This window comes from Faecalibacter bovis, assembly GCF_017948305.1.
Classification (GTDB): domain Bacteria; phylum Bacteroidota; class Bacteroidia; order Flavobacteriales; family Weeksellaceae; genus Empedobacter; species Empedobacter bovis.
Window position 1 is genome coordinate 2572853 of sequence record NZ_CP072842.1, and the last position, 22795, is coordinate 2595647.

At 30.9% G+C, this 22795-nt stretch carries 20 protein-coding genes; 5 read left to right on the forward strand and 15 right to left on the reverse strand.

Annotated elements, in window-relative coordinates; all coding sequences use genetic code 11:
• Positions 1-99 precede the first annotated feature (99 nt).
• Genes J9309_RS12375 through J9309_RS12385 form a run of 3 tightly spaced genes read left to right on the forward strand, consistent with a single transcriptional unit; the run spans position 100 to position 2195 of the window.
• Positions 100-1218 carry a hypothetical protein gene (locus J9309_RS12375; RefSeq protein ID WP_230476194.1) on the forward strand — a complete coding sequence of 373 codons (1119 nt, stop codon included), beginning with the start codon at positions 100-102 and terminating at the stop codon, positions 1216-1218.
• A 46-nt stretch (positions 1219-1264) separates the two neighbouring features.
• The gene (locus tag J9309_RS12380) at positions 1265-1813 is read left to right on the forward strand and encodes a hypothetical protein (RefSeq protein ID WP_230476195.1); all 549 of its coding nucleotides are present in this window, start codon (positions 1265-1267) and stop codon (positions 1811-1813) included.
• Positions 1800-2195 (forward strand): hypothetical protein, encoded by a 396-nt coding sequence (locus tag J9309_RS12385; RefSeq protein ID WP_230476196.1) that lies wholly within the window; start codon positions 1800-1802, stop codon positions 2193-2195. Before J9309_RS12380 ends, J9309_RS12385 begins: the two co-directional genes overlap by 14 nt.
• Before the next feature lie 57 nt (positions 2196-2252).
• Here J9309_RS12385 and J9309_RS12390 read toward each other — a convergent pair whose 3' ends face one another.
• From J9309_RS12390 to J9309_RS12410, 5 genes are all read right to left on the reverse strand, one after another.
• A complete protein-coding gene (locus tag J9309_RS12390; protein ID WP_230476197.1) occupies positions 2253-3659 on the reverse strand; it encodes an efflux transporter outer membrane subunit in 1407 nt (468 codons plus the stop codon).
• Positions 3659-6808, reverse strand: a complete 3150-nt coding sequence (locus J9309_RS12395) for an efflux RND transporter permease subunit (protein WP_230476198.1) — start codon at positions 6806-6808, stop codon at positions 3659-3661. The genes J9309_RS12390 and J9309_RS12395 overlap by 1 nt, the downstream gene beginning before the upstream one ends.
• Before the next feature lie 11 nt (positions 6809-6819).
• Complete coding sequence (locus J9309_RS12400) at positions 6820-8061, reverse strand: efflux RND transporter periplasmic adaptor subunit (RefSeq protein WP_230476199.1); 1242 nt, start codon at positions 8059-8061, stop codon at positions 6820-6822.
• Between the two features lies 1 nt (position 8062).
• A complete protein-coding gene (locus J9309_RS12405; RefSeq protein WP_230476200.1) occupies positions 8063-8557 on the reverse strand; it encodes a transcriptional regulator in 495 nt (164 codons plus the stop codon).
• A gap of 226 nt (positions 8558-8783) precedes the next feature.
• On the reverse strand, positions 8784-9833 hold the full coding sequence (locus J9309_RS12410) for a 2Fe-2S iron-sulfur cluster-binding protein (RefSeq protein WP_230476201.1): 1050 nt from the start codon (positions 9831-9833) through the stop codon (positions 8784-8786).
• Between the two features lie 114 nt (positions 9834-9947).
• Between J9309_RS12410 and J9309_RS12415 the strand changes: the two genes are divergently transcribed.
• Positions 9948-10313 carry a methylglyoxal synthase gene (locus tag J9309_RS12415; protein ID WP_230476202.1) on the forward strand — a complete coding sequence of 122 codons (366 nt, stop codon included), beginning with the start codon at positions 9948-9950 and terminating at the stop codon, positions 10311-10313.
• A gap of 53 nt (positions 10314-10366) precedes the next feature.
• Here the strand turns inward: J9309_RS12415 and J9309_RS12420 are convergent, their stop codons facing one another.
• Genes J9309_RS12420 through J9309_RS12430 form a run of 3 tightly spaced genes read right to left on the reverse strand, consistent with a single transcriptional unit; the run spans position 10367 to position 13830 of the window.
• On the reverse strand, positions 10367-11065 hold the full coding sequence (locus tag J9309_RS12420) for a DUF4328 domain-containing protein (protein ID WP_230476203.1): 699 nt from the start codon (positions 11063-11065) through the stop codon (positions 10367-10369).
• 44 nt (positions 11066-11109) lie between these two features.
• Complete coding sequence (locus J9309_RS12425) at positions 11110-12261, reverse strand: AI-2E family transporter (protein WP_230476204.1); 1152 nt, start codon at positions 12259-12261, stop codon at positions 11110-11112.
• A 30-nt stretch (positions 12262-12291) separates the two neighbouring features.
• The gene (locus J9309_RS12430; protein ID WP_230476205.1) at positions 12292-13830 is read right to left on the reverse strand and encodes a SulP family inorganic anion transporter; all 1539 of its coding nucleotides are present in this window, start codon (positions 13828-13830) and stop codon (positions 12292-12294) included.
• A 158-nt stretch (positions 13831-13988) separates the two neighbouring features.
• On the opposite strand from J9309_RS12430, the gene J9309_RS12435 reads away from it, so the two are divergent.
• Positions 13989-15767 carry an aminopeptidase P family protein gene (locus J9309_RS12435; RefSeq protein ID WP_230476206.1) on the forward strand — a complete coding sequence of 593 codons (1779 nt, stop codon included), beginning with the start codon at positions 13989-13991 and terminating at the stop codon, positions 15765-15767.
• A gap of 97 nt (positions 15768-15864) precedes the next feature.
• Here J9309_RS12435 and J9309_RS12440 read toward each other — a convergent pair whose 3' ends face one another.
• The 7 genes from J9309_RS12440 to J9309_RS12470 form a co-directional block, all read right to left on the reverse strand.
• Entirely contained in the window at positions 15865-16899 is a 1035-nt protein-coding gene (locus tag J9309_RS12440) for a hypothetical protein (RefSeq protein WP_230476207.1), read from the reverse strand.
• A gap of 118 nt (positions 16900-17017) precedes the next feature.
• On the reverse strand, positions 17018-17413 hold the full coding sequence (locus tag J9309_RS12445; protein WP_230476208.1) for a thiol-disulfide oxidoreductase DCC family protein: 396 nt from the start codon (positions 17411-17413) through the stop codon (positions 17018-17020).
• Between the two features lies 1 nt (position 17414).
• Positions 17415-18059: a hypothetical protein gene (locus tag J9309_RS12450; RefSeq protein WP_230476209.1), complete on the reverse strand. Its 645-nt coding sequence runs from the start codon at positions 18057-18059 to the stop codon at positions 17415-17417.
• 206 nt (positions 18060-18265) lie between these two features.
• Entirely contained in the window at positions 18266-19252 is a 987-nt protein-coding gene (locus J9309_RS12455) for a lipoate--protein ligase (protein ID WP_230476210.1), read from the reverse strand.
• A gap of 101 nt (positions 19253-19353) precedes the next feature.
• Positions 19354-21462, reverse strand: a complete 2109-nt coding sequence (locus tag J9309_RS12460; RefSeq protein ID WP_230476211.1) for a catalase — start codon at positions 21460-21462, stop codon at positions 19354-19356.
• Between the two features lie 24 nt (positions 21463-21486).
• Entirely contained in the window at positions 21487-21726 is a 240-nt protein-coding gene (locus J9309_RS12465) for a hypothetical protein (RefSeq protein WP_230476212.1), read from the reverse strand.
• 188 nt (positions 21727-21914) lie between these two features.
• The gene (locus J9309_RS12470) at positions 21915-22739 is read right to left on the reverse strand and encodes an enoyl-ACP reductase FabI (protein ID WP_121934856.1); all 825 of its coding nucleotides are present in this window, start codon (positions 22737-22739) and stop codon (positions 21915-21917) included.
• Positions 22740-22795 lie beyond the last annotated feature (56 nt).

Genomic DNA, 22795 nt, shown 5'->3' on the forward strand with positions numbered 1-22795 from the left:
TTTTATAAAACTCCAACTTTTGATTTTCGCTCAAACAAGAGATTGTTATAATCTATTTGAAAAAAAAAAGTACTTTTACCATGATTATTGATATACACAATGGAAAACTTAACCAATACAGATACAGTATTTAAAACCTTTTTTGACCAAACATTAGAAAGATGTGGATGGAGCGAAGAAGTTCAAAAGGGTTTATTATTTTTTTTAGGAACTAGCATTGTTACTGCAAATACAGATCAAATTTTAAATCGTTATACTGACGAAACTAGAATACAAGAAGAATTACATTATTTAATTAGATTATATGCTAAACCAAATGAAGCTTATGATCCATTTAATGAAATTGAGTCTACTCCTATTTCATCTGCAATATTAACGTATAATCATATCGTATTACATGAGTTGTTAAAGCAAGAAGATGAAATCGGAAAATATGTAAAATCTAACCCTAATTTTTCAAGTATCATTTCTGATGCTAATGTTTTAGAGGATTGGACGAACGATTTTAAGGACAGTAAATATAAATTAGCTACTTTACATCGTTTAAACCTTAAGTTTTTCGAATACATTGGTCAGTATTTAAAAGCTTTACATTTAGATAATACACAATGTTACGTTGCCGGAATTAACTTTTATCAAAAATATCAATCGATTGATTTTGAAGGAACAAATTTCCTGAACTTAACGATTATTGATACGTTATCACCAGTATTTAAAACCTTATTTTCATATCCGTTATTATATACATATCATCCAAATGAATTGAATGCGAACCATTTGTTTAGTTCTATTTTACAATTCTTTTACTTAAATGCAAATACGGATATTGCGAAATATGTTCATCAATACCATCACCAATTATTTTACACACAAAATCCAAGAAAAGTTCGTAAAGAATGGAATTTTGAGAAAGAAAAACGTGGTGTAATAATATCTCAGATTGTTCATAATGCGATGAATATTCGTAAAACCATAATAGGAAATTACAGATCACACTTTTTACAATCTGATAATTATATTATGAAGGAATTGAAAGATAAAACCATGACGCGCGATGATTTTAAAGGATCAATTTCACATTTAATAGAAAATTATTATGAAATGAAAATTGATGATGTAATTGAAAATTCTACTCATGCCGAATTTTTACAAACGTGTGCAATTTTATATTACGAAACAGCTGTACATGCAATGTTATTGAAAGAATTCAAATCTTAAATATTAAACGAAAGCCTTACTTTGTTAAGGCTTTTTTATTTGTAATATGAAGAAATTTTTAGCTTTTATATTCCATCTATTTTTTTGTTTTCCATTTATAATTTTCCTTTATTTCGCAGGAGCAGAAAACTATTATTCAATTCAAAAACTACTATTCGTTTTAATTGTAGGAATATTATTATTGATAGGAATTGGACAACCAAAATTTTTAAAAACTGATTTCGAAACCGATAAATTAATTTCTATTCCATTGGTTTTAGTCGGAACTATTACTACCTATTTTTTACAGATTTATGCTGATTTCAATTCAATATTAGCTGCAGGAATAGTTGGTTTAATAGCTGTATTTCTTGAAAAAAGAAGTGAAACAATTTCATCTTTACCTATCTATTGTGGAGCATTTGTAGGGATGACAAATCCAGACAACAATTATAGTATATATTTAATCTTGATGATTGGACTAATTGCTGGAATTCTGTTTTATTTGAGCAAAAATTTCTATTCAGGCGTTGGTGGTAAATTAGGTACAATTGCCTTATCTTCTGTAATCGTTGGTGTGTTACTTTATAAATACTTTTCTTATGATCTTCTTTAGTAAAGTTATTTGCTGTTTTGTAATATATTGGTTAACATATCATCTAAATAATACAAGAAAATGGGGAAGTGTAAAAGCATCTGCTACTTTAGCTGTACTTATTGGCTTATGTTATCAACTATCAATTAAAACAAATTTCAATACAGAATTTTTAAAAGATTATTTTTTAATTATGATGGGAGCAACATTTATGGGTATGATTGCAAAAAATCATCAACATCAAAAAATAGATTTCATAATATCATCCTTCATTTTCTGTACACTTTACGAGCATATTTCTAACATGTTTTCTGGTTTTGGAGGTTTATTAGGAACAATAGCTTGCATTAGTGTTTTATGTGTTTTCGGATTAGAAAAAATTCTAAACTTCAAAAAGTTTTAACAATAAAAAAAGCATCTCCAAAAGGAGATGCATTTTATTATATTGATGAAAGAAATATTATTTCCAACCTCCACCTACAGCACGATATAATTCTACAACAGAATTAAGTTTTGTAAGTTTAGCATTAATAGCATTTAATTCAGCATTCAAAGCTGCTTCTCTAGCCGTAATAACTTCTAAATAATTAGCCATTCCGTAAGCTAATAATTCTTCAGAATATTCAATCGACTGATTGTATAAAGCTGCTTCTTTATCTTTTAACGGAATTTTTTCGTCAGCTGCCTGAAATCTAGCCAATGCATCTGAAACTTCTTTACTCGCAGTAAGAATCGTTTTCTTATAAGCTAATAAAGCCTTTTCTTCATTTGCTAAAGCTACTTCTTTCGCTGTTTTTATTTGTCTTTTTTGCAAAATTGGTTGAGCTAAACGAGCCACAACATTTGCAAATAAAGATTGGGCATCAAATAATTTGTCGATATCAATTCCTTGTACACCACCTGAAGCAGTTAAGGTTAAAGAAGGATAGAAATTTGCATTTGCTATATTCACATTCTCAAATGCGTTAACTAATGCATATTCAGCTGCTTTAACATCAGGACGATTTTCCAAAATTTGCGCTGGAATTCCAACTCCTAATGATGAATATAATTGTTGATTATCAATAGTTCCACGTTCTAAAACTTTCGGTGTTTCACCTAATAAAACGCTTAAGATATTTTCATTCAATTTTATATTCGCATCAACATCAACTAATAATGCTTTTGCATTATACAATTGTGCTTCAGTTTGGTTCACTGCAACTTGCGTTACATTTCCAGCTTCCTTTAACGCTTTTATTGTCTCAAGACTTTGCTCACGAAAACCTATCGTTTGTACAATCGCTTTACGCTGTTCGTCTAAAGCAATTAATTGATAATACGTGTTTGCAATAGTTGAAACGATGTTAGTTTGCACTGCTTTGTGCGCTTCAACTGTTTGTAAATAATTCGCTGTTGCTCCACGGTAATTGCTTCTAATCTTACCCCAAATGTCAGCTTCCCAAGAGAAATTTCCTGTTACATCATATTGAGATAAAGATTGTGATCCAGTAATACGACCAAATTGAGTATTCGCAGAAGTTTTAGTATAAGTATAACCTGGACCTACCGATAATGTTGGTAAATATCCGGCTTTACCTTGTTTTGCATAAGCTTCCGTTACAGCAATATTTTGTAAAGCTGTACGAATATCAAGATTGTTCTGTAAACCTTTTGTGATATATGATTTTAACGTAGCATCTGAGAAAAACTCTTGCCAAGAAACATTTGCAATTGTTTGATCTTGTGAAGCTACAATATCAGTTCTGAATTGTGCTTCTTTTTCCACGTTTGCTGGACGATTATAATCCTTCGCTACAAAACAAGATTGAATAGAAAACAATCCAAATGCAATTAACGAAACTTTTAAAATTCTAAACTTTTTCATTAGTGAACTGATTTTGTTTCTTCTTTTTGAATGAACTTAACTGGTTTGATTTTTTCCTGAATATTTTGGAAGATTACGAATAATACAGGGATAACAAATACTCCTAATATTGTTCCGATTAATAATCCAAATGCAGCTCCAGTTCCTACCGAACGGTTACCAACAGATGATACACCAGAAGCAAAAACTAATGGTAATAAACCTACGATAAATGCTAATGAAGTCATTAAAATTGGACGTAAACGAGCTTTTGCTCCATCAATTGCAGATGCAACAATAGACATTCCTGATTGACGTCTTTGTAAAGCAAACTCAACAATTAAGATGGCATTCTTGGCTAATAACCCCACCAACATAACTAAGGCAATTTGGAAATAGATGTTATTCTCTAATCCAGCTAACCACTGAGCTAAATAAGCTCCCATAATACCACATGGAACTGAAAATAAAACAGCAAATGGTAAAATATAAGATTCGTATTGACCTGATAAAATGAAGTATACGAATAATATACATAATGCGAAAATGATCACCGTTTGAGAACCAGATTTAATCTCCTCACGAGTTAAACCTGCGAAATCTACACCATAATTTGATGCTAATGTTTGTTCAGAAACTTGGTTAATCGCATTGATCGCATCCCCTGTTGAATATCCTGGATTAATACCTCCTGTTACATTTGCTGATGTAAATAAATTGAAACGGTTAACAGAGTTTGGTCCATATACACGATTTAATGTAACGAACTGAGAGATTGGCGACATTTGACCATCAGTAGTACGAACAAACATTTTATTTAATGAAGATTCGTTAATACGATCATTTGGATCTGCTTGTACATACACACGATATTGTTTACCAAAACGTGTGAAATCTGCAGCATATAATCCACCAATATATCCTTGTAAAGTTGAGAAAATTGTACTAACTGAAACTCCTGCTTGTTTTGCACGTTCAATGTTTACGTCAATTTCGTATTGTGGGAATCCTGTATTTAATGATGTTTGAGCATACATTACTTCAGGACGTTGCATTAATGCACCTAAATATTCTTTCGCTACTTTGTCAAAAGAATTAATATCTCCACCTGATTTATCTAATAATTTTAATTCAAATCCTGATGACATACCGAAACCTGGAATTGATGGTGGTTGGAAGAAAATCATTTGTGCATCTGTAAATCCAGCGGCTACTCCGAATAATTTCCCTGTAATCGTTTTGATTGATGTATCTTCTGTTGTACGCTCTTCGAAAGATTTTAGCTTCACTAAAATCATCCCGTAATTAGAACCTGCTCCAGAAATAATTGAGTTTCCTGAAATTACAGTAACTCCATCAATACCTGGGATTTGTGATGCTTGCGCTTCAAATTGTTTTTGAACTTGATATACACGATCCATAGAAGCACCTGCTGGTAATTCTACGTTACCGATAATAAATCCTTGATCTTCTGTAGGTACGAATCCTGAAGGCATCATTTTACTGATTCCAAAAATACCTCCTACACTAGCAATTAAGATTAAGAATGTAACCCATTTGTGTTTGAATAAGAAATTGAATGAACGTCCATAACTATGCGTCATGTTGTTGAACATTCTATTAAATCCGTCAAAGAAACGTTGAATAAAACTACGTTTTTTCGTTTCATTAGCATCATGTGATTTTAAGAATAAAGCACATAATGCAGGAGATAACGTTAAGGCATTAACTGCAGAAATTAAAATCGCTACAATTAATGTAATACCAAATTGTTTATAGAAAACTCCCGTAGGACCTGTAATAAATGTAACCGGAACGAAAACCGCACACATTACTAATGTAATCGATATAATCGCACCTGAAATCTCATCCATTGCATTCTTCGTTGCATCCATTGGCGATTCGTGATTAGTTTCCATACGTGCATGTACAGCTTCCACTACAACGATGGCATCATCCACAACAATCCCGATGGCCAGTACTAATGCAAATAACGTTAATAAGTTAATTGAGAATCCTGCAAGATTTAAGAAAAAGAATGTACCAATAATCGAAACTGGTACCGCAATTAATGGTACTAAAGTTGAACGCCAATCCTGTAAGAAAATATATACAACAATAAAAACTAAGATAAAAGCTTCAATCATTGTTGTAACAACTTTAGAAATTGAAGCATCTAAGAATTTATTCGTATCCATCATTACCGTGTAAGATAATCCTTCTGGGAAATCTTTTGATGCTTCTTCTAATGCCTCATGTAATGCTTTCGTAATTTCTTGCGCATTAGATCCTGGAGTTTGATAAACTGCAAATGCTTGTGCAGGATTACCTCTCATTTCTGAACGTCCAGCGTAAGATTGTGCTCCGAATGTAATATCAGCTACATCTTTTAAACGTAATACTTGACCTCCTGGTAAAGCTTTAATAACAATATTTTCATATTGTGCTTCCGTTTTATAACGTCCAGAATATGTAATTGAGTATTGGAATGATTGTCCAGAATTTTCTCCTAAAGAACCTGCTGCAGCTTCTAAAGATTCCTGAGCAAGAGCAGTTTGTACATCAGATGGAACTAAACCATAATTTGCCATACGTTCTGGTTTTAACCAAATACGCATTGCATAAGTTTGTGCACCAAATGCTGATGCATCACCAACACCATTAATACGTTTTAATGCAGGTATAATATTAATATTCAGATAATTCTGTAAATAAATGTTGTCATATTTTGGATTAGATGATCCAAATGAAACGAACATTAAAGCAGAAGTTTGTTGCTTTTGAGTAACAACACCAGAACGAGTTACCTCTGCTGGTAATAAAGGTGTAGCACGAGCCACACGATTTTGTACGTTTACCTGTGCAATATCTCCATCAATACCTGGTTTGAAAACAACATCAATAGATGCCGAACCATTATTAGATGCTGTAGATTGGATATAATCCATTCCTTCAACACCGTTTACCTGTTCCTCGATAGGAATAATTACCGATTCCATAACAGTTTTTGCATTCGCTCCAGGATATGAAGCAGAAATTTTAACTGTGGCAGGAGCGATATCAGGATATTGAGTAACTGGGAGAGTAACCAATCCCAAGACACCCAATACGAATATCATGATAGAAATTACCGTGGATAAAACGGGTCTTTCAATAAATGTTTTTAACATATTTCTACCTTTTAGAAAATTGGTTTTGTAGATTCTACGATTTGTTCAAATTTCGCTGGTTTTGGTGCAATTGGAGTTTTATCACGTAATTTTCCTACACCTTGCGCTACAACTTTTTCTCCTTTCTTAACTCCATCAGTAACGATAGCCATATTCTGAGCTCTTGCAGTAACTTTAATTGGAGTTGCAATAGCAGAATCATTTCTTACTTTGTAAACATAAACAATACCTTGTTGTTCAAACGTTGCAGCTTCTGGAACTACAGTAGCATCAACATACGTTTTAGGAACGCGAATTGTACCTGAATTACCGTTTGATAATATTTTAGCCGCATTACTAAATTTAACTCGGAATTGAATTGATCCAGTTGTTGGATTAATTTGACCTGTAACAGTTTGAATTTTCCCTTTTTCTGGATAAACTTCACCATTCGCTAAAACTAATTCTACTGGCGGAATATTATTTAATTTTTGTTGTAATGTAGCTCCTTCCGTTTTTGAGATGAAATTCAAATATTCTTTCTCGTTCATAGAAAAATACGCATAAACACTACTTGTATTTGAAACAACAGTTAAAGGAGATGGATCTGATGGACCAACTAATGTTCCTTGACGGAAATTGATTGCACCTACAACACCTGAAATGTCACTTCTAACGACAGAGTAATCTACATTTGCTTGTGCTCCTTTGTAATTAGCCTGAGCTTGTGACTTCCCTGCTTGTGCTTGTGCTAAAGCAGCTTTTGCTTGAGCCGCCTGAGCCTGAGCTTGAGCTAATTTAGCTTTTGCAGTTTCTAATTGTACATTAGAGATAATATTTTTTTGTACTAATGGTACTAATTTATCTACTTCTACTTGCGCAGCTTTTACATTAGCAGTTGCTGATTGTACATTAGCTGCTGCAGCACTAACACTTGCAGATGCAGCGCTTACACCAGATTTTGCAGCATCAGCATTCTGAGATAAAACATTAGTTTCTAATCTAAATAATGGTTTTCCTGCTTCTACATATTGTCCTTCGTCTACTAATACTTGCGTAATGTACCCTTGGATTTTAGCACGAACATCATTGTTTACAACCCCTTCTATATTTGCTGGGAATTCGTCATAACTCGTTACAACTTTTGTTGGTACATCTACAACATCATAAGGCATAGGCCCTTGTGCTTGTTGTGCTCCTTGACCGTCCTTTTTACCACAAGAACTAAGTGCAATAGCTAATGCACCAACTAACATAACGTTAACATTCTTCATATTACTTATTTTCTAGTTGAATTGTTTTTATTTTATTTATTGTGTCGTTTAATAATTTCTGAGCTTCCGCCAAATAGTTCAAATAGACATCTAAGATACCAGAGTTATTTATTTGACTATTCAAATTATTTGCGATTCTGAAATCGTTTATTCTTTTTGTATAATAGATATCATTCGAAATCATTTCATACAAATAATCTAATTTTTCAGGAACATAATTTGGATTAAGTCTGAAAAATCTTTTGCGTGAATCAATTTTATTGATGTATTCAATTTGATTTAAGGAAAGTAACAAATTGATTGAATTGGATAACGAACTTTTACTTACTTTAAATACTTCAAGCAATCGGTCAAAGGAATATCCATCAACACTTGATTGCATGACCATATAAGCTAATATCTTTGCAGATAAAGGAGGAAAATTGTACGTTTTCTCTAAATGTGCGCTAAAACTTTCAAAAAGCTCTAAATCACATGCTATATTATTTTCATCCATTTTTTCAATAATAATTTTGCAAATATACAAATTGGTTCGTTTTTAACCGAACTAATTAATATTAATTAAATATTAAAAATTAATACCACTTATAAATTTTATTAATTGATTTTCAGTATCAAAAAAAGTACCATCACAATCATCTACATAATTAATTTTGAAATAGATACAAAATAAAAAGGCTATTCTGAATAGAATAGCCTTTAAAATATTATTTCATTAATGATTAAACATCATCAAAATCAATTGATAAACTAGAAGTTTTTGGTCTTGAAATACAAGCCAACGTCATTTTATCTTCGTAATCAGAATCTGTTAAAACAAAATTATCACCAATATGAACTTCACCTTCAGTTATCTTACACAAGCAAGATGAACAAACACCACCTTTACAAGAGTAAGGAGCATCGATGTCGTTATCTAACATTGCATCAATCAAGTTTTTCTCACGATTCCAAACAAATTCAGACTCTTCACCATCTAAAGTAACTTTTACATTTACTTCTAAAACCTCATCCTCTTTCTTCTCAAAAATCTCTTCAGGTTTTACGGAAGTTGTAAATAATTCAAAATGAATATGTTTTTCAATAATTCCGGCTTCGTTAATTTTCTTAGCTAATGTAAAAATCATCTCTTCAGGACCACAAAGCATCGCTTCGTCTACTTCATTGATGTCGATAATTTGATTTAAAATTAAATCGAATTTATGTTCATCAATACGTCCGTTAAAAATGAAGTTTTCTTGATCTTGCGCTGTATATAAATTGTAGACATTAAATTGGTTTGGATATTTAGCCTGTAAATCAGCTATTTTTTCCTTGAACATAACCGATTCGCTATTTTTGTTCACATAAAATAAGTTAAACGTAACCCATTCTTCCGTTTGTAAAGCAAATTCGGCCATAGATATAATTGGCGTAATTCCTGATCCAGCAGTGAATGCTAATAAAGTACGTTTTTCATTCGGTTTTGAAGGAATTGTAAAACGTCCGTTTGGTGTAGAAACTTTTAGCTCATCTCCTACTTTTAAATCATTTACTAAGTAAGTAGAAATCTTACCACCTTGCATCGCTTTAACACCTATACTCCATTCCTTGTTTAACGGAGATTCACAAATTGAATAATCACGTCTTTCACCATTAATGTCTAATGTAATATATTGACCGGCTGTGAATGAAAATTCTTCGTGTAAATCTGTCGGAACGTCAAATGTAATTTGAACAGCATCGGCAGTTAAGCGTTGAATGGCTTTAATTTTTAATAAATGAAATTTCATTATATATCTTTATTTAAGCTTTTGAACTATTGTAAAATAATCCCTTTACTAATTAATATCTTGATTAAATTTGTACAAAAGTAATATATTATCCATTAAAAATAAATTAGAAGTATGGAAATTGCATTGATTGCACATGATGGTAAAAAAGCTGAAATGGTGAATTTTTTGATGAAACACAAAGAAGCTTTACAGAATAACAAAATAACATTTATTGCCACAGGAACAACTGGTAAATATGCTGAACAAACAGGTTTAACTGTTACAAAATTTCTTTCAGGACCATTAGGTGGCGATGCTCAAATTGCCTCCAGAGTAGTTGAAGGTCAGACAAATATGGTATTCTTTTTCCGTGATCCGATGGGAAAACATCCTCATGAGCCAGATGTAAATATGTTATTACGTTTATGTGATGTGCATAATGTACCGTTAGCTACAAACCCTGCAACAGCCGAAATGTTGTTAGATCATTTAAAATAGAAAAGCAACTCATTAGAGTTGCTTTTATAATTTATAATCATTAAGAATTATTGTTACTGATTATCGTTATTGCTATTTAATGTTTCTAATTCAATAAGATCTTCAAGTTTATTTTGTGTTTTTCCCAGATTTTGAATTAATAATATTGTTAGAATTGCAGATAATAAAGTAATAGCAAAACCAATAATATCATACAATTGATATTCTATCATTTGTTCTATAGTTTCAAAATCTATTTTATATGTAATTCGCGTATAAATTGAATCTACCCAAAACAAAATCCACCAAGCCGTAATGATAGAATAATTGTTTAAATTCTTATTATGATTTTCATCTAATTCTTCAACCAAATAATCATATTTTAAATCTATTTCCTTGGCCATTTTAATCGGTTTAAACCAATTAAGAATCGGTATAACAAATCCCCAAAAAGCCATATTTTCTTTGTTTTCCATGTACAATCCTATACGACCTAAATTTGCATAAGACCTTCTAAACCAAAGAATAAAATACACAACTGTTGCAATAATATTTATACCTAAAAGTATATTTAAAACACCATAAATCAATTCTATTGTTGAAATATCATAATTATCGGAATTATTTAATTTAATAAGTTGGAAGTAATAATAAATGCCAAAAATTGCATTCAGAATTAATAACCCTATTAAGCTATAAAAGCTTAACAACACATTTTTCATGCGTGCTCTATTAGAGCGTAATTGGGTAAAATCTTTTTCTTCAAGTAACATTTTAGTAGTTTGTAGAGTTTAAAATTAAGTTTTAATTGATCAAATTAAATTGATTCTTCTTTTTGTTCATCTGGTATTTCTTCTTCAATTTCTTCTTCATTCTCAAGAGCTTTCGTTTGATTTTCTTGTTTTGTATTATCAATTTCAGGATCTCCTAATAAATAACCAAATGCTTCTAATTGAGGAATTGAATCAAAAACAACTTTTAATAAAGCAGCTATTGGCAATGCTAAAATAAAACCTGCAAATCCAAATAACATTCCGCCTAGAATAATTGCAATCATAGAAGCCATTGGATTTAAAGAAACTTTACCACCCACAATATTTGGTGTAATAAAATTTCCTTCTAAAAATTGTACAACTTGAAACCAACCAATAATACCTAATGCATAATAAGGAGAATCCATTGTGGCTAAAGCAAAAATTGCTGGGAAAATAGATCCGATCGCGATTCCAACGTATGGAAGAATCATTAACAATGAAGCTAAAACTCCAAAAAACCATGCGTATTCTAAACCAATTAAATATAATCCAATCGTATTTAGAACTGCTACAATAGCCATTACCGTTAATTGACCAACCATGTAATTCTGAAGCGCATCGTACATTTTACTTAATGTATCTTCTACTTTATCTTGTGGCGTTGATTTGAAAACTTTTAAGAAAAACGTTTTGAAAAAATCACGGTAATACAAAAAGAAAAATGCAAAAATTGGCACTAAAATTCCGGAAGTTAATATGCTACCAAAAGAAGAGAAAAAGGTCATCGCATATTTACTAATCGTTGCCATTGCACTTTCTAATTCCTTTAAAGCTTTATTGGCTAATTCGTTTTCTGAGATTTGAAATGTTTTCGTCACCCATTTTAAACTTTCGTTGAACAATTTCTCTAGCTTAACCGTAATTGTTGCTGCATCTTTCGAAATATCAATCACTTGATTTACGATTAAATAACTAATTGCAGAAAAAACTAACATGGCTATTAGCAAACTGAAAATAGTAGAAAATGTTCTGTTGAATTTAATCTTTTCTAATAAATTCGCTATTGGATAAACCATTACTGCCAAAATAATTGAAAATAAAATTGGTAATACAATTGTTTGAGTAAAATATAAGATTAAAACAATTAGTACTAATGCCAATAAGCTGGTTGCTAAATTAAATGACAGTTTATTAATTTGAATGTTTTTATTCATATTGTGTTTTGTTTATTAACGTTTATAGTATTAATGATTAGGCATAACTTTATAAGTTGGATCTTCTTCTATATTTACTTCAATTACACCATGTGCATTTTTTAATAATTTGATAGAATCTTTACTTAGGTGTCGTAGGATAACTTGCTTATTTCTTAATGCATATTTTGTTGTTATTACACTTAAAGCATCAATTGCACTCATATCTACTACTCGACTCTCTTTCATATCAATAACTACAACTTCTGGATCATTTATAAAATCAAATTTTTCATTAAAAGCCGATACAGATCCGAAAAATAATGGTCCATAAATTTCATAAATTTTTTGACCTTTTTCATCTATAGATTTTCTAGCTCTGATACGTTTTGCATTATCCCAAGCAAATACTAACGCGCTGATAATTACTCCTATTAAAACAGCTAATGCTAAATTATGTAATACAACTGTAATTGCTGCCACTACAATTGCAACAAAAATATCTGACTTAGGCATTTTAAATAAAAGATTAAAAAATCCCCACTTAAATGTTGAAATGGCGACCATCATCATAACTCCTACTAATGCTGCCATCGGAATTTTTTCAATAACCGGAGCTCCGATTAATATAATAATCAAGATGGTAATTGCTCCAATTGCCGGGGCTATTCGAGATCGTGAACCTGCATCTAAATTAACAAATGTCTGGGCAATCATCGCACATCCTCCCATTCCACCAAAAAATCCATTCGTAATATTAGCAACTCCTTGAGCAATTGACTCTTTATTAGATTCTCCTTTAGTATTAGTGATTTCATCTACAAGAGTTAGCGTTAATAAAGATTCAATTAATCCTACCGAACCCATGATTATTGAATAAGGTAAAATAATCTCTAAAGTTTCTAAAGTAAAAGGCACACTTGGAATATGAAATGATGGTAAATCACCTTTGATAGCAGCAATATCTCCAACAGTTTTCGTGTCAATGTTTAAACCAATTACTAAAGCAAAAACAACCATAATTGCAACTAAAGAAGCTGGAATAACCTTCGTGATTTTTGGGAAAAAATAAACTATTAAAACTGTTAAGCTTGTTAATCCAATCATCGTATATAAAGGCATTCCTTCTAACCAAGTAACCATTCCATCCGACGAAGATTTAAATTGATTGATTTGTGACATAAAGATTACAATAGCTAAACCATTCAAAAAACCGTACATAACTGGCTGAGGAATTAATCGAACAAATTTTCCAAGCTTAAAAATTCCGACCAAAATTTGAAATATTCCGGCTAACGCAACTGCTGCAAAAATATATTCAACACCATGTATTTGATTTAAAACAATTAAGGTTATAACCGTTGCACCTGCACCACCAGAAACCATTCCGGGACGACCACCTAAAATTGCAGTCACAATTCCCATTATAAATGCAGCATACAAACCAACTAACGGTGTTAAACCAGCAAGAATTGCAAACGATAATGATTCAGGTATCATCGTCATAGCAACGGTTAAACCTGCTAAAATTTCGTTTTTGATGTTAATTGGACCGTTTGGTTTAAAATGATTCAGTATTGCTTCTTTCATAATCGCTATAAAGATGCGAAAATACTGCACTTTTTTTAGATTTATTTTTGATTTTATTAAGAATTAATGAATATTAACGTAAAAAAGAAATTCGATATTTCATTGGTATATTCAAGACAATGTTTATACCTTTAGACTACAATTAATTCATAATTAAAATGACACATTTAGAAAAGCTTCAAGCGATTCGTTCTTTGATGAAAGAACAAAACATTGATGCGTACATCATACCTTCTTCTGATCCACATATTAGCGAATATCTACCTGATTTTTACAAATGTATCGAATGGACATCTGGTTTTACAGGTTCAGCTGGTACACTTATGATTACACAAGAATTTGCTGGATTATGGACTGATTCTCGTTACTTTGTACAAGCTAAAGATCAATTAGATGGTACTGGTTTTGAATTAGTAAAATTAAAAGTTCAACACTCACCTGAATATGTACAATGGGTTAGTGAAAATTTACCAGTTGGAGCAAAAGTTGCTTTCGACGGGAATTTAGCATCTTTATTAGTTGCAAATACGATAAAAAACACATTAGCTCCTTTAGGATATACAATTGACGGACATGCAGATTTATTAAGTTCTATCTGGGAAAACCGCCCAAGTTTACCAATAAATCACGCGTATACATTACCTGTTTCTACAACTGGTCAATCAACAATTGATAAATTAAATACAATAAAAGCTCAGTTAAAAGCTAAACGTGCAGATGCTCATTTAATTTCTTCATTGGATGATTTAGCTTGGGCATTAAATGTTAGAGGTACGGATGTTCCTTGTAACCCTGTTGTATTAGGATTTGCATTCATCAGCGATTCAGAAACTATTTTATATATTACTGATGGTAAGTTAAATGATGAAGCTATTGCAGAATTAAATAGTTATGGTGTTGTATTAAAACCATATGAAGAAGTTTATCAGAAATTAAAGAATTTACAAGGTGGAACTTCTATCTTAATCGATCCAAAACGTACTTGTTTCGCTGTTTATGATTCTATCCCTGATGGTGTAAAAATTATCGAAGACATGAATCCTTCTACAATGTTAAAAGCAATAAAAAACAATGTAGAGATTAAACATACACGTAATGCAATGATTAACGATGGTGTTGCATTAACAAAGTTCTTTAAATGGTTAGAAGAAAATGTTGCTTCGGGAGAATTAACTGAAATCTCGGTTGCTGATTATTTAGCAAATTTACGTGCTGAACAACCTGGATTTAAAGATATTTCGTTTGGTTCAATCGTTGGATATAAAGCTCACGGAGCTTTACCTCATTATTCAGCTACACCAGAAAGTAATTCGTTATTAGAACAAAATGGATTATTATTAGTTGATTCTGGTGGACAATACGAAACTGGAACAACAGATATTACTCGTGTTGTTTCTTTAGGAAATATTACACAAGAAGAAAAAGAAGATTACACATTAGTTTTAAAAGGAACTATTGAAGGATCTATGGCTATTTATCCAAAAGGAACACGTGGTTACCAAATTGATGCTATTACGCGTAGACCAATGTGGCAAACACTTAGAAACTACGGACACGGAACGGGACACGGAGTTGGCTTCTTCTTAAATGTACATGAAGGTCCACACGTTTTTAATGGTACACCTACGGATATTGCAATAGAAGCTGGAATGATAACATCTATCGAGCCAGGTTTATACAAAGAAGGTGAATACGGAATTCGTATCGAAAATTTAGTTTTATCTAAAGATTTAAAATCATCTCAATATGGAGATTTTATGGATTTTGAAACTTTAACTGTTTGTTACATTGATACAGATTTAGTTGAAAAATCAGTTTTAGATCAAATTCATATTGATTGGTTAAACAACTACAACGAATGGGTTTACAATCAATTAGAATCTAAATTATCTGTAGATGAGAAATCTTGGTTAAGAAATAAAACAAAAGCAATTTAATTTGATTTATTTAATAGAAAAAAGGTGTTGAAATTATATCTCAACACTTTTTTTTATATCTTGATTTTTAGATTATTTTCGATAATATTCAAATTGATTAAATAACATAATCGCAAATTGTTCCCAATTCTAGCCTTTTTAAAATCTTACTTATATAAGCAATTTCTTTTAATGAAATAGCTCCATCAATATTACAAAAAGCAAGCATATCAAAAACTAATAGATTTTTATCAGATACTAATTTCAAAATATCATAATTTAAATGAAAGAATTTTTCATCAGTTAGCGAGTCAAACAACATTATTTTATCCTTATCATCTAAATTAGAAAATTTGATAAGAGATAAAATATATCCAATTTCAGAACTTTGTTTATTTGAATCTATTTTCATCAAATTCACAAATACTTTTATCACTTCTACCCTAATTTCTGTTGCATTATAACTAACATTTATATCTTCCGTAGGTGCTTCTGAATTAAAATGATTAGAAATTTGAATATCCTTACTTAATATAGAAATACTCATTTTTCCTAATTGTTTCGTATTATATCTTACAAACATACCTATTGCTAACGCTCCAATTCCTGGCACTGCAGTTGTAAAAATTGAACTTAAACTTTTTGATAAAAGATTTGTTCCAATTTTCTCCATCAATTTAGGTGTTAGTGATGATGAAATGCTTTTGATTAAAATTTTATTAGCCTGATTAGCCATCAATTGATTTGCTGATTCTCCCGCCGTAGATAATAAAATGGCCATTACCACTTCTTTTGAATGCAATGAATCTTTTTTTCCCATCTGAACAGCCAAATCACAAATCATTTTTGTTTGATTTTTGTAGGAATTAATAATCAAAGGCAACATTGTAAAATAAGAAGATCCTCCAGGTACTATATTTCCCAATCCATTCATTATTCCATCCTTATTTGCATAAGAATTATAGGTTTTCTTTAATGCAGATTCATCTATTTGGTAAAATTGATAATTAGAATGATATGAAATTCTATCTTTTATGATATCATCAAAAGATTCCATGATTGCAGTTGTCATTTTCTCTTGTAATTCCTCGAAGTATGGAATTTCTTTGATAAAATCAAACGATTTTTTATTAATTGAATTTAATTCTTTCATATCAATTATACTTTAATATCAGAATTTTCAAAAGAAATTTATTTTAATCTCATGAAAATTAATAATTTAAAAGCATAACGATAACTATAATATATTATTGTTAAAAAAAATATAAATATTAGTCTAGAAATTGTGAGCGTTGCGAAGGGCTTGGTAAAAGACAATTATTCTGCGCGAACTTTTTACGATTCTTTGATACCAGCATGTAAACCTCATCTCTAATAAATCGAGGAATAATTTTAAAAACCTTCATCAATGAATATAATCCTCCTAACGAGGAAAGAATTTCAAGAATAGCATTTGATTTATCATAAAAAATACCTTCTTCTTTATGATAATAAATAGTATCAAAATCAGTTGTATTTAAATTGTTTTTTTTGAGAAATTCTTGTCCATAACTTCCTTGTAAAGAAGCAAATTTCAGAATATTATTTTTGTCTTTATTCAACAACCATTGAACCCAAAAGCTACAAAAACCACAATCGCCATCGTATATTACTACATCATTTTTCATCTTAATGCTTTAAAATTTTTATTGCAAAATCGTTCCACAAATAATTATCAATTCCAATTACTCCAAAATTAGCTACCAAAAAATTTCGAAATGCTTTCGTCTTACTCTTTACTTTAAAATTTACCTCTTCATTTCTACCATGTATAGATAATGAAATTGTCTGATTATTTCTATATAAAATAAAAGTTTTTGTTGCATTATTCGAATAAAAATGTTCAATTTCTTTGGTTTCTTTAGATGGACATTCTATAGGTGCTAATTGCATTAAAAAATAAGCAGAGTTAGAATCTGTATGTTCTTCAATCCTAACAACCTCAACCCAATCAGAAACAAGTTCACTTAATCTACGCGAAAATGTAGGTAAATCAATTTGTATTTTAATATAATCGTTTAGATTAACATAGCCTTCATTTAATGAGCAATTTGAATCGTAAACTTTAAATTCAACAGGAGTTTTTGTACAGAAATTCCCCCAGTTATTTACGTTTAATAATCTTTGTTTAATAAACACAAAATTAGATGAAGCCAACTCTATAGCTGAAGTTTTAAAAACAATAGTATCTCTGTTATTCCCTTTTTCGTGTTTCGGAATTAAATCAATTATGTGTTGAGGTAAGTAATCTAAGGTTGGATTATTTAATAACATGGATTAATTTTTAATTTTCAAAATCAAAAAACAGTCCAAATATTCAATTTTAGACAATTTATAAATCATCATTTTTAACAATTATTTCAAATTAAAATATTATTAATCAGATTTTTATAAATACATCCGAAAATATGTTGTTTAAAATCTCAATAGAATTGATCAAAAAATTAAAACCATTACTAATTGTAATGGTTTTAATTTTTTTATTTAAATAAATCTAAAATTTCTTCTTTTTCAACTTTTCCAAAGAAAGCGGTAAGATCAATTGTATCAAAAAATAAATTTAATTCATTGAAGTTATGATTTTTACCAATTAGCATTTCTTCAAACTCTTCAATTGGTTTTGAAGCAAAGAAATCTCCAAATATTTTAGCTTTCTCAATAATACCACCACGATCAACATCCAAGTGAACTTCAATAAATCCAGCAGGAATTTTCTTTGCATTTTTAAAATTATATTTCGGCGAAAATCCAAAATTCCAATCCCAAGTACTGTATTTTTCATTTATTAATTGCTGTACACCTTCTTTATCTTCAGATGTTAGTTCATAAATTATTGCATCTTCATTCGTTTCTAGCATAACTTCAATCAACAATTCCTTCAAATCATCTGTAATCATTCCTTCCGGTAAGTAAGGCGCAAGATTTGTAACACGAGCTCGGTTTGATTTTACAGCTTTATCCACAAACTTTAAAGGATTTACCTTAAGTGCATCTCCTAAAACATTCATTTCCGAATTAAACAAAATTGTTCCATGCTGAATCATTTTTCCATTTCGAGCTAATTTTGCATTACCACTAAATTTCTTACCATCTACCAATAAATCATTACGACCTTCTAGTTTAGCCGGAACTTCAAGTTCGTTAAGTAAAGTTACAATTGGCTCGGTAAATTTAGAGAAATCCATAAAATCATTTGATCCCAATAAGGTATGAAACGAAAAGTTTAGATTTCCTAAATCATGATAAACAGAACCACCACCAGACATACGTCGAACAACTTTAATGTTGTTTGATTCTACATAATTAAGATTAATTTCAGCTAAAGTATTCTGAAATTTACCTACGATAATTGACGGATCATTGACATATAATAAAAAGATGTCTTCTGTTGGATATTTATATAAAAGATATTCTTCTAAAGCAATATTAAAATATGCGTCGTGCGAAGGTGAATCAATAATGTACATAACAATGTTTTTGCAAAAATAGTAAGGTTAATTGCAGGATAAAAGTAAAACGGATAATTTGACTGTTCAAACTATCCGTTTTATTATATTTTTAACAAGATTTAAGAAGGATTTTTACGATCTTCTTCCAAATCCCAAACTCGATGTAACTTCATCACATCAACAAATGAATTTTGCCAATTTTTATCTTCTGCAGTAATGACACCTTTATCTTTTTTAACTTTCGAATGGTTTAAAAGTTTTATTGCTTCTTCACCAAAACATAAAGCTTTACAATGCATAAATGCCTCTTCAATAAATTGAAAATATTCTGGCGTGTTCATTAATTTAGCAATAGAATCCCCGTCAGGAGTATAAACTGCATCATAACATACCGAAACATCAGTTTTATAAGTGTGTTGAATTTCTTCTGTATCGCCTTCTTTAAATTTTAAAGGACCTACTTTTCCTGAAATTAATACTGCTTCTGCTCCTTCCTTCTCCAAAACTGATTTTAAATCGTCAACACTTTTTTTAGAAACTCCATCTTCAACTAAAAATGCGACTTTTCTCGTTTCAATTGTCCCTTCGTTAGGTTTCACAAGCATTGATAAAGCTTCAGACTTTTCAATTTCTGATTTTTTATTTTTTAAAGGATAATCTGGATGATTTTGGCGAGCAAATTTCAGCGTTAATTCGTCTAATTCTTTGGATGGTTTAATGTTTAAATTATCACCAATTTTTGTAGCTAACTCTTCACTAACTTGGTTTAGATTTGCTAACATTCTTTCTCTAATCTTTGCATCATTAATTTTACTTAATTCAAATGAAAATGCATCGATAATATGTTGTTGCTCTGGTTTAGATTGAGAATTAAAGAATAATCTAGCTTGAGAGAAATGATCAGCAAAAGAATCTGAACGTTTTCTCACTTTTGAAGCATCAATTTTTTCTTCGTGTGATTGAAAACCTTTCTCACCCTTTAACATTGCATGATATGGACAACCAGTTGCTTTACTATTCGGGAAATAACTTACTTCTCCTTTTGGAATATCAAATCGAGAAAAACCATCTTTTTGATTATTATGCTTTCCATTAATTGGTCGATTAATTGGTAATTCATGGAAATTTGGTCCACCTAAACGGTAATTCTGTGTGTCCATGTAAGAAAATAAACGTCCTTGTAATAATGGATCGTTAGATACGTCTATTCCTGGCACTAAACGACCTGGATCAAAGGCAGATTGTTCGGTTTCAGCAAAGAAATTTTCAGGGTTTCTATTTAAAGTCATTGTACCAATGATTTTCACAGGGTACAGTTCTTCTGGTACTAATTTCGTAGGGTCTAAAATATCAAATGAATGTTTCAATTCATCTTCTTCAGGTATAATTTGAATTCCTAAATCCCATTTTGGAAAATTTCCTTTATCAATTGCTTCCCATAAATCTTCACGATGAAAATCTGAATTAAATCCTGAAATTTTTTGAGCTTCATTCCAAGCAACTGCGTGTACACCTAATTTTGGTTTCCAATGGAATTTAACAAATGTTCCTTTCCCTTCTGAATTTACAAGTTTAAAAGTATGAACTCCAAAACCTTCCATCATACGAAGTGAACGAGGAATGGCACGATCGGACATTGCCCACATAACCATATGAGTTGCTTCTGGCATTAATGAGATAAAGTCCCAAAACGTATCATGTGCAGAAGCTGCTTGTGGAATTTCGTTATGCGGTTCTGGTTTTACAGCATGTACTAAATCTGGGAAATTCATTGCATCCTGAATAAAAAATACAGGAATATTATTTCCAACTAAATCATAATTACCTTCTTCAGTATAAAATTTAACTGAAAATCCTCTTACGTCACGTGCCAAATCAGTTGAACCTTTAAAACCTGCTACAGTTGAAAAACGAACAAAAACTGGTGTTTTAGTCCCTTTTTTTAAAAAATTAGCAACTGTTAAATCAGAAATATCTTCTGTTGCTTCAAAAACACCATGTGCCGCTGAACCACGAGCATGAACAACTCTTTCTGGAATTCGCTCACGGTCAAAATGCATCATTTTGTCTAAATAGATATGATCTTGTAAAAGAGATGGACCTCTATCACCTGCTTTCAGAGTATTATTATTATCATGTACAGGCGATCCATCATTGGTAGTCATCAACTTATCAAAAGAATCCACTACGTGCTCTTTCATTTGTTTTGTTTTCGAATTTTCTTTCATTCTCAAAATTTTGGTTGGTTAATATTATACTAAAGAAGTTTCTTTTTCAGATTTCTGAAAACAGTTTTTTTCGGTATTGATATGATAGGTATAATTGGTACAAACAATAATGTCATTGCAATCAAAATGTTTAACGACACCGTTTGTTTCCATGGTAACTACCCAACATGTATTTTGATGCATTCCATAATCGATCAAAAAAATTGCGTGACCACGTCCAAGTGGAGTATTTACTAAAATTGTAGGATTTAATTGAATCATCATAATTTAGTATTTAGGTTGATAGTGTTTTACATTAAATTTCTATATTATTAAACTCGTAATATGCTACAATCAAAAAGGTTACCAAAGTGTTTTTTATTTAAAAATCATTTATAAATCTTCAATTTTGGACATAAAAAAAGCCGGATAAAATCCGGCTCTTCATTTTTTTGTATTTGATAAAAAGATAATTAGTCTTCTTTGTTATTTGCGTCCATAGCTTCAATAACTTCCTGAGAAACTCCAGTATTACTGTAACCACCATCGTGGAATAAATTTTGTAAAGTAACTTTAGCAGTTAAATCAGAGAACATTGCTACAATATAGTTTGCACAATCTAATGCTGTTGCGTTTCCAAGTGGAGACATTTTATCAGCAAACCCCATGAAACCTGAGAAACCTTTAACACCGTTACCAGCAGTAGTTGGCGTTGGAGATTGAGAAATTGTATTTACACGTACCCCTCTTTCTTTACCCCAAAAATATCCAAATGAACGAGCAATAGATTCTAAATATGCTTTATTATCAGCCATATCATTGTAATCAGGGAAAGTACGTTGAGCAGCAATATAAGTTAAAGCTAAGATAGAACCTCCTTGATTCATAGCGTCTTTATCCCAAGCACATTTCATTACTCGGTGGAAAGATACAGAAGAAATATCCCATCCTTTAGTTAACCAATCGTAGTTTAAATCTGTATAATGTTTTCCTTTTCTTACGTTTACACTCATTCCGATTGAATGTAAAATGAAATCAATCTTACCGAATTTAGCAATTGCAATATCAAATAATTTATTTAAATCTTCCATTGAAGTAGCGTCCGCTCCAACAACTTCAGATCCTGTTTTTTCTGCTAATGCATTTAATTCACCCATTCTTAAAGCTACAGGGGCATTTGTTAAAATGAACTCTGCTCCTTCTTCGTGGCATTGTTCAGCCGCTTTCCAAGCGATTGAATTTTGATCCAATGCTCCAAAGATGATTCCTTTCTTACCTTTAAGTAATCCGTATGACATAGTATTTATTTTTTCATTTCAAATTTAGGAGAAATATTCAAACAAACCTTAACATT

What these genes read in the sequence shown, in the direction of transcription:
- J9309_RS12385 (WP_230476196.1), top strand. Translation starts at nt 1,800, where the DNA reads ATGATCTTCTTTAGTAAAGTTATTTGCTGTTTTGTAATATATTGGTTA.
- J9309_RS12425 (WP_230476204.1), bottom strand. Translation starts at nt 12,261, where the DNA reads ATGAATAAAAACATTCAAATTAATAAACTGTCATTTAATTTAGCAACC.
- J9309_RS12390 (WP_230476197.1), bottom strand. Translation starts at nt 3,659, where the DNA reads ATGAAAAAGTTTAGAATTTTAAAAGTTTCGTTAATTGCATTTGGATTG.
- J9309_RS12470 (WP_121934856.1), bottom strand. Translation starts at nt 22,739, where the DNA reads ATGTCATACGGATTACTTAAAGGTAAGAAAGGAATCATCTTTGGAGCA.
- J9309_RS12450 (WP_230476209.1), bottom strand. Translation starts at nt 18,059, where the DNA reads ATGTTATTAAATAATCCAACCTTAGATTACTTACCTCAACACATAATT.
- J9309_RS12430 (WP_230476205.1), bottom strand. Translation starts at nt 13,830, where the DNA reads ATGAAAGAAGCAATACTGAATCATTTTAAACCAAACGGTCCAATTAAC.
- J9309_RS12440 (WP_230476207.1), bottom strand. Translation starts at nt 16,899, where the DNA reads ATGAAAGAATTAAATTCAATTAATAAAAAATCGTTTGATTTTATCAAA.
- J9309_RS12410 (WP_230476201.1), bottom strand. Translation starts at nt 9,833, where the DNA reads ATGAAATTTCATTTATTAAAAATTAAAGCCATTCAACGCTTAACTGCC.
- J9309_RS12420 (WP_230476203.1), bottom strand. Translation starts at nt 11,065, where the DNA reads ATGTTACTTGAAGAAAAAGATTTTACCCAATTACGCTCTAATAGAGCA.
- J9309_RS12455 (WP_230476210.1), bottom strand. Translation starts at nt 19,252, where the DNA reads ATGTACATTATTGATTCACCTTCGCACGACGCATATTTTAATATTGCT.
- J9309_RS12405 (WP_230476200.1), bottom strand. Translation starts at nt 8,557, where the DNA reads ATGGATGAAAATAATATAGCATGTGATTTAGAGCTTTTTGAAAGTTTT.
- J9309_RS12445 (WP_230476208.1), bottom strand. Translation starts at nt 17,413, where the DNA reads ATGAAAAATGATGTAGTAATATACGATGGCGATTGTGGTTTTTGTAGC.
- J9309_RS12465 (WP_230476212.1), bottom strand. Translation starts at nt 21,726, where the DNA reads ATGATGATTCAATTAAATCCTACAATTTTAGTAAATACTCCACTTGGA.
- J9309_RS12380 (WP_230476195.1), top strand. Translation starts at nt 1,265, where the DNA reads ATGAAGAAATTTTTAGCTTTTATATTCCATCTATTTTTTTGTTTTCCA.
- J9309_RS12400 (WP_230476199.1), bottom strand. Translation starts at nt 8,061, where the DNA reads ATGAAGAATGTTAACGTTATGTTAGTTGGTGCATTAGCTATTGCACTT.
- J9309_RS12395 (WP_230476198.1), bottom strand. Translation starts at nt 6,808, where the DNA reads ATGTTAAAAACATTTATTGAAAGACCCGTTTTATCCACGGTAATTTCT.
- J9309_RS12375 (WP_230476194.1), top strand. Translation starts at nt 100, where the DNA reads ATGGAAAACTTAACCAATACAGATACAGTATTTAAAACCTTTTTTGAC.
- J9309_RS12415 (WP_230476202.1), top strand. Translation starts at nt 9,948, where the DNA reads ATGGAAATTGCATTGATTGCACATGATGGTAAAAAAGCTGAAATGGTG.
- J9309_RS12460 (WP_230476211.1), bottom strand. Translation starts at nt 21,462, where the DNA reads ATGAAAGAAAATTCGAAAACAAAACAAATGAAAGAGCACGTAGTGGAT.
- J9309_RS12435 (WP_230476206.1), top strand. Translation starts at nt 13,989, where the DNA reads ATGACACATTTAGAAAAGCTTCAAGCGATTCGTTCTTTGATGAAAGAA.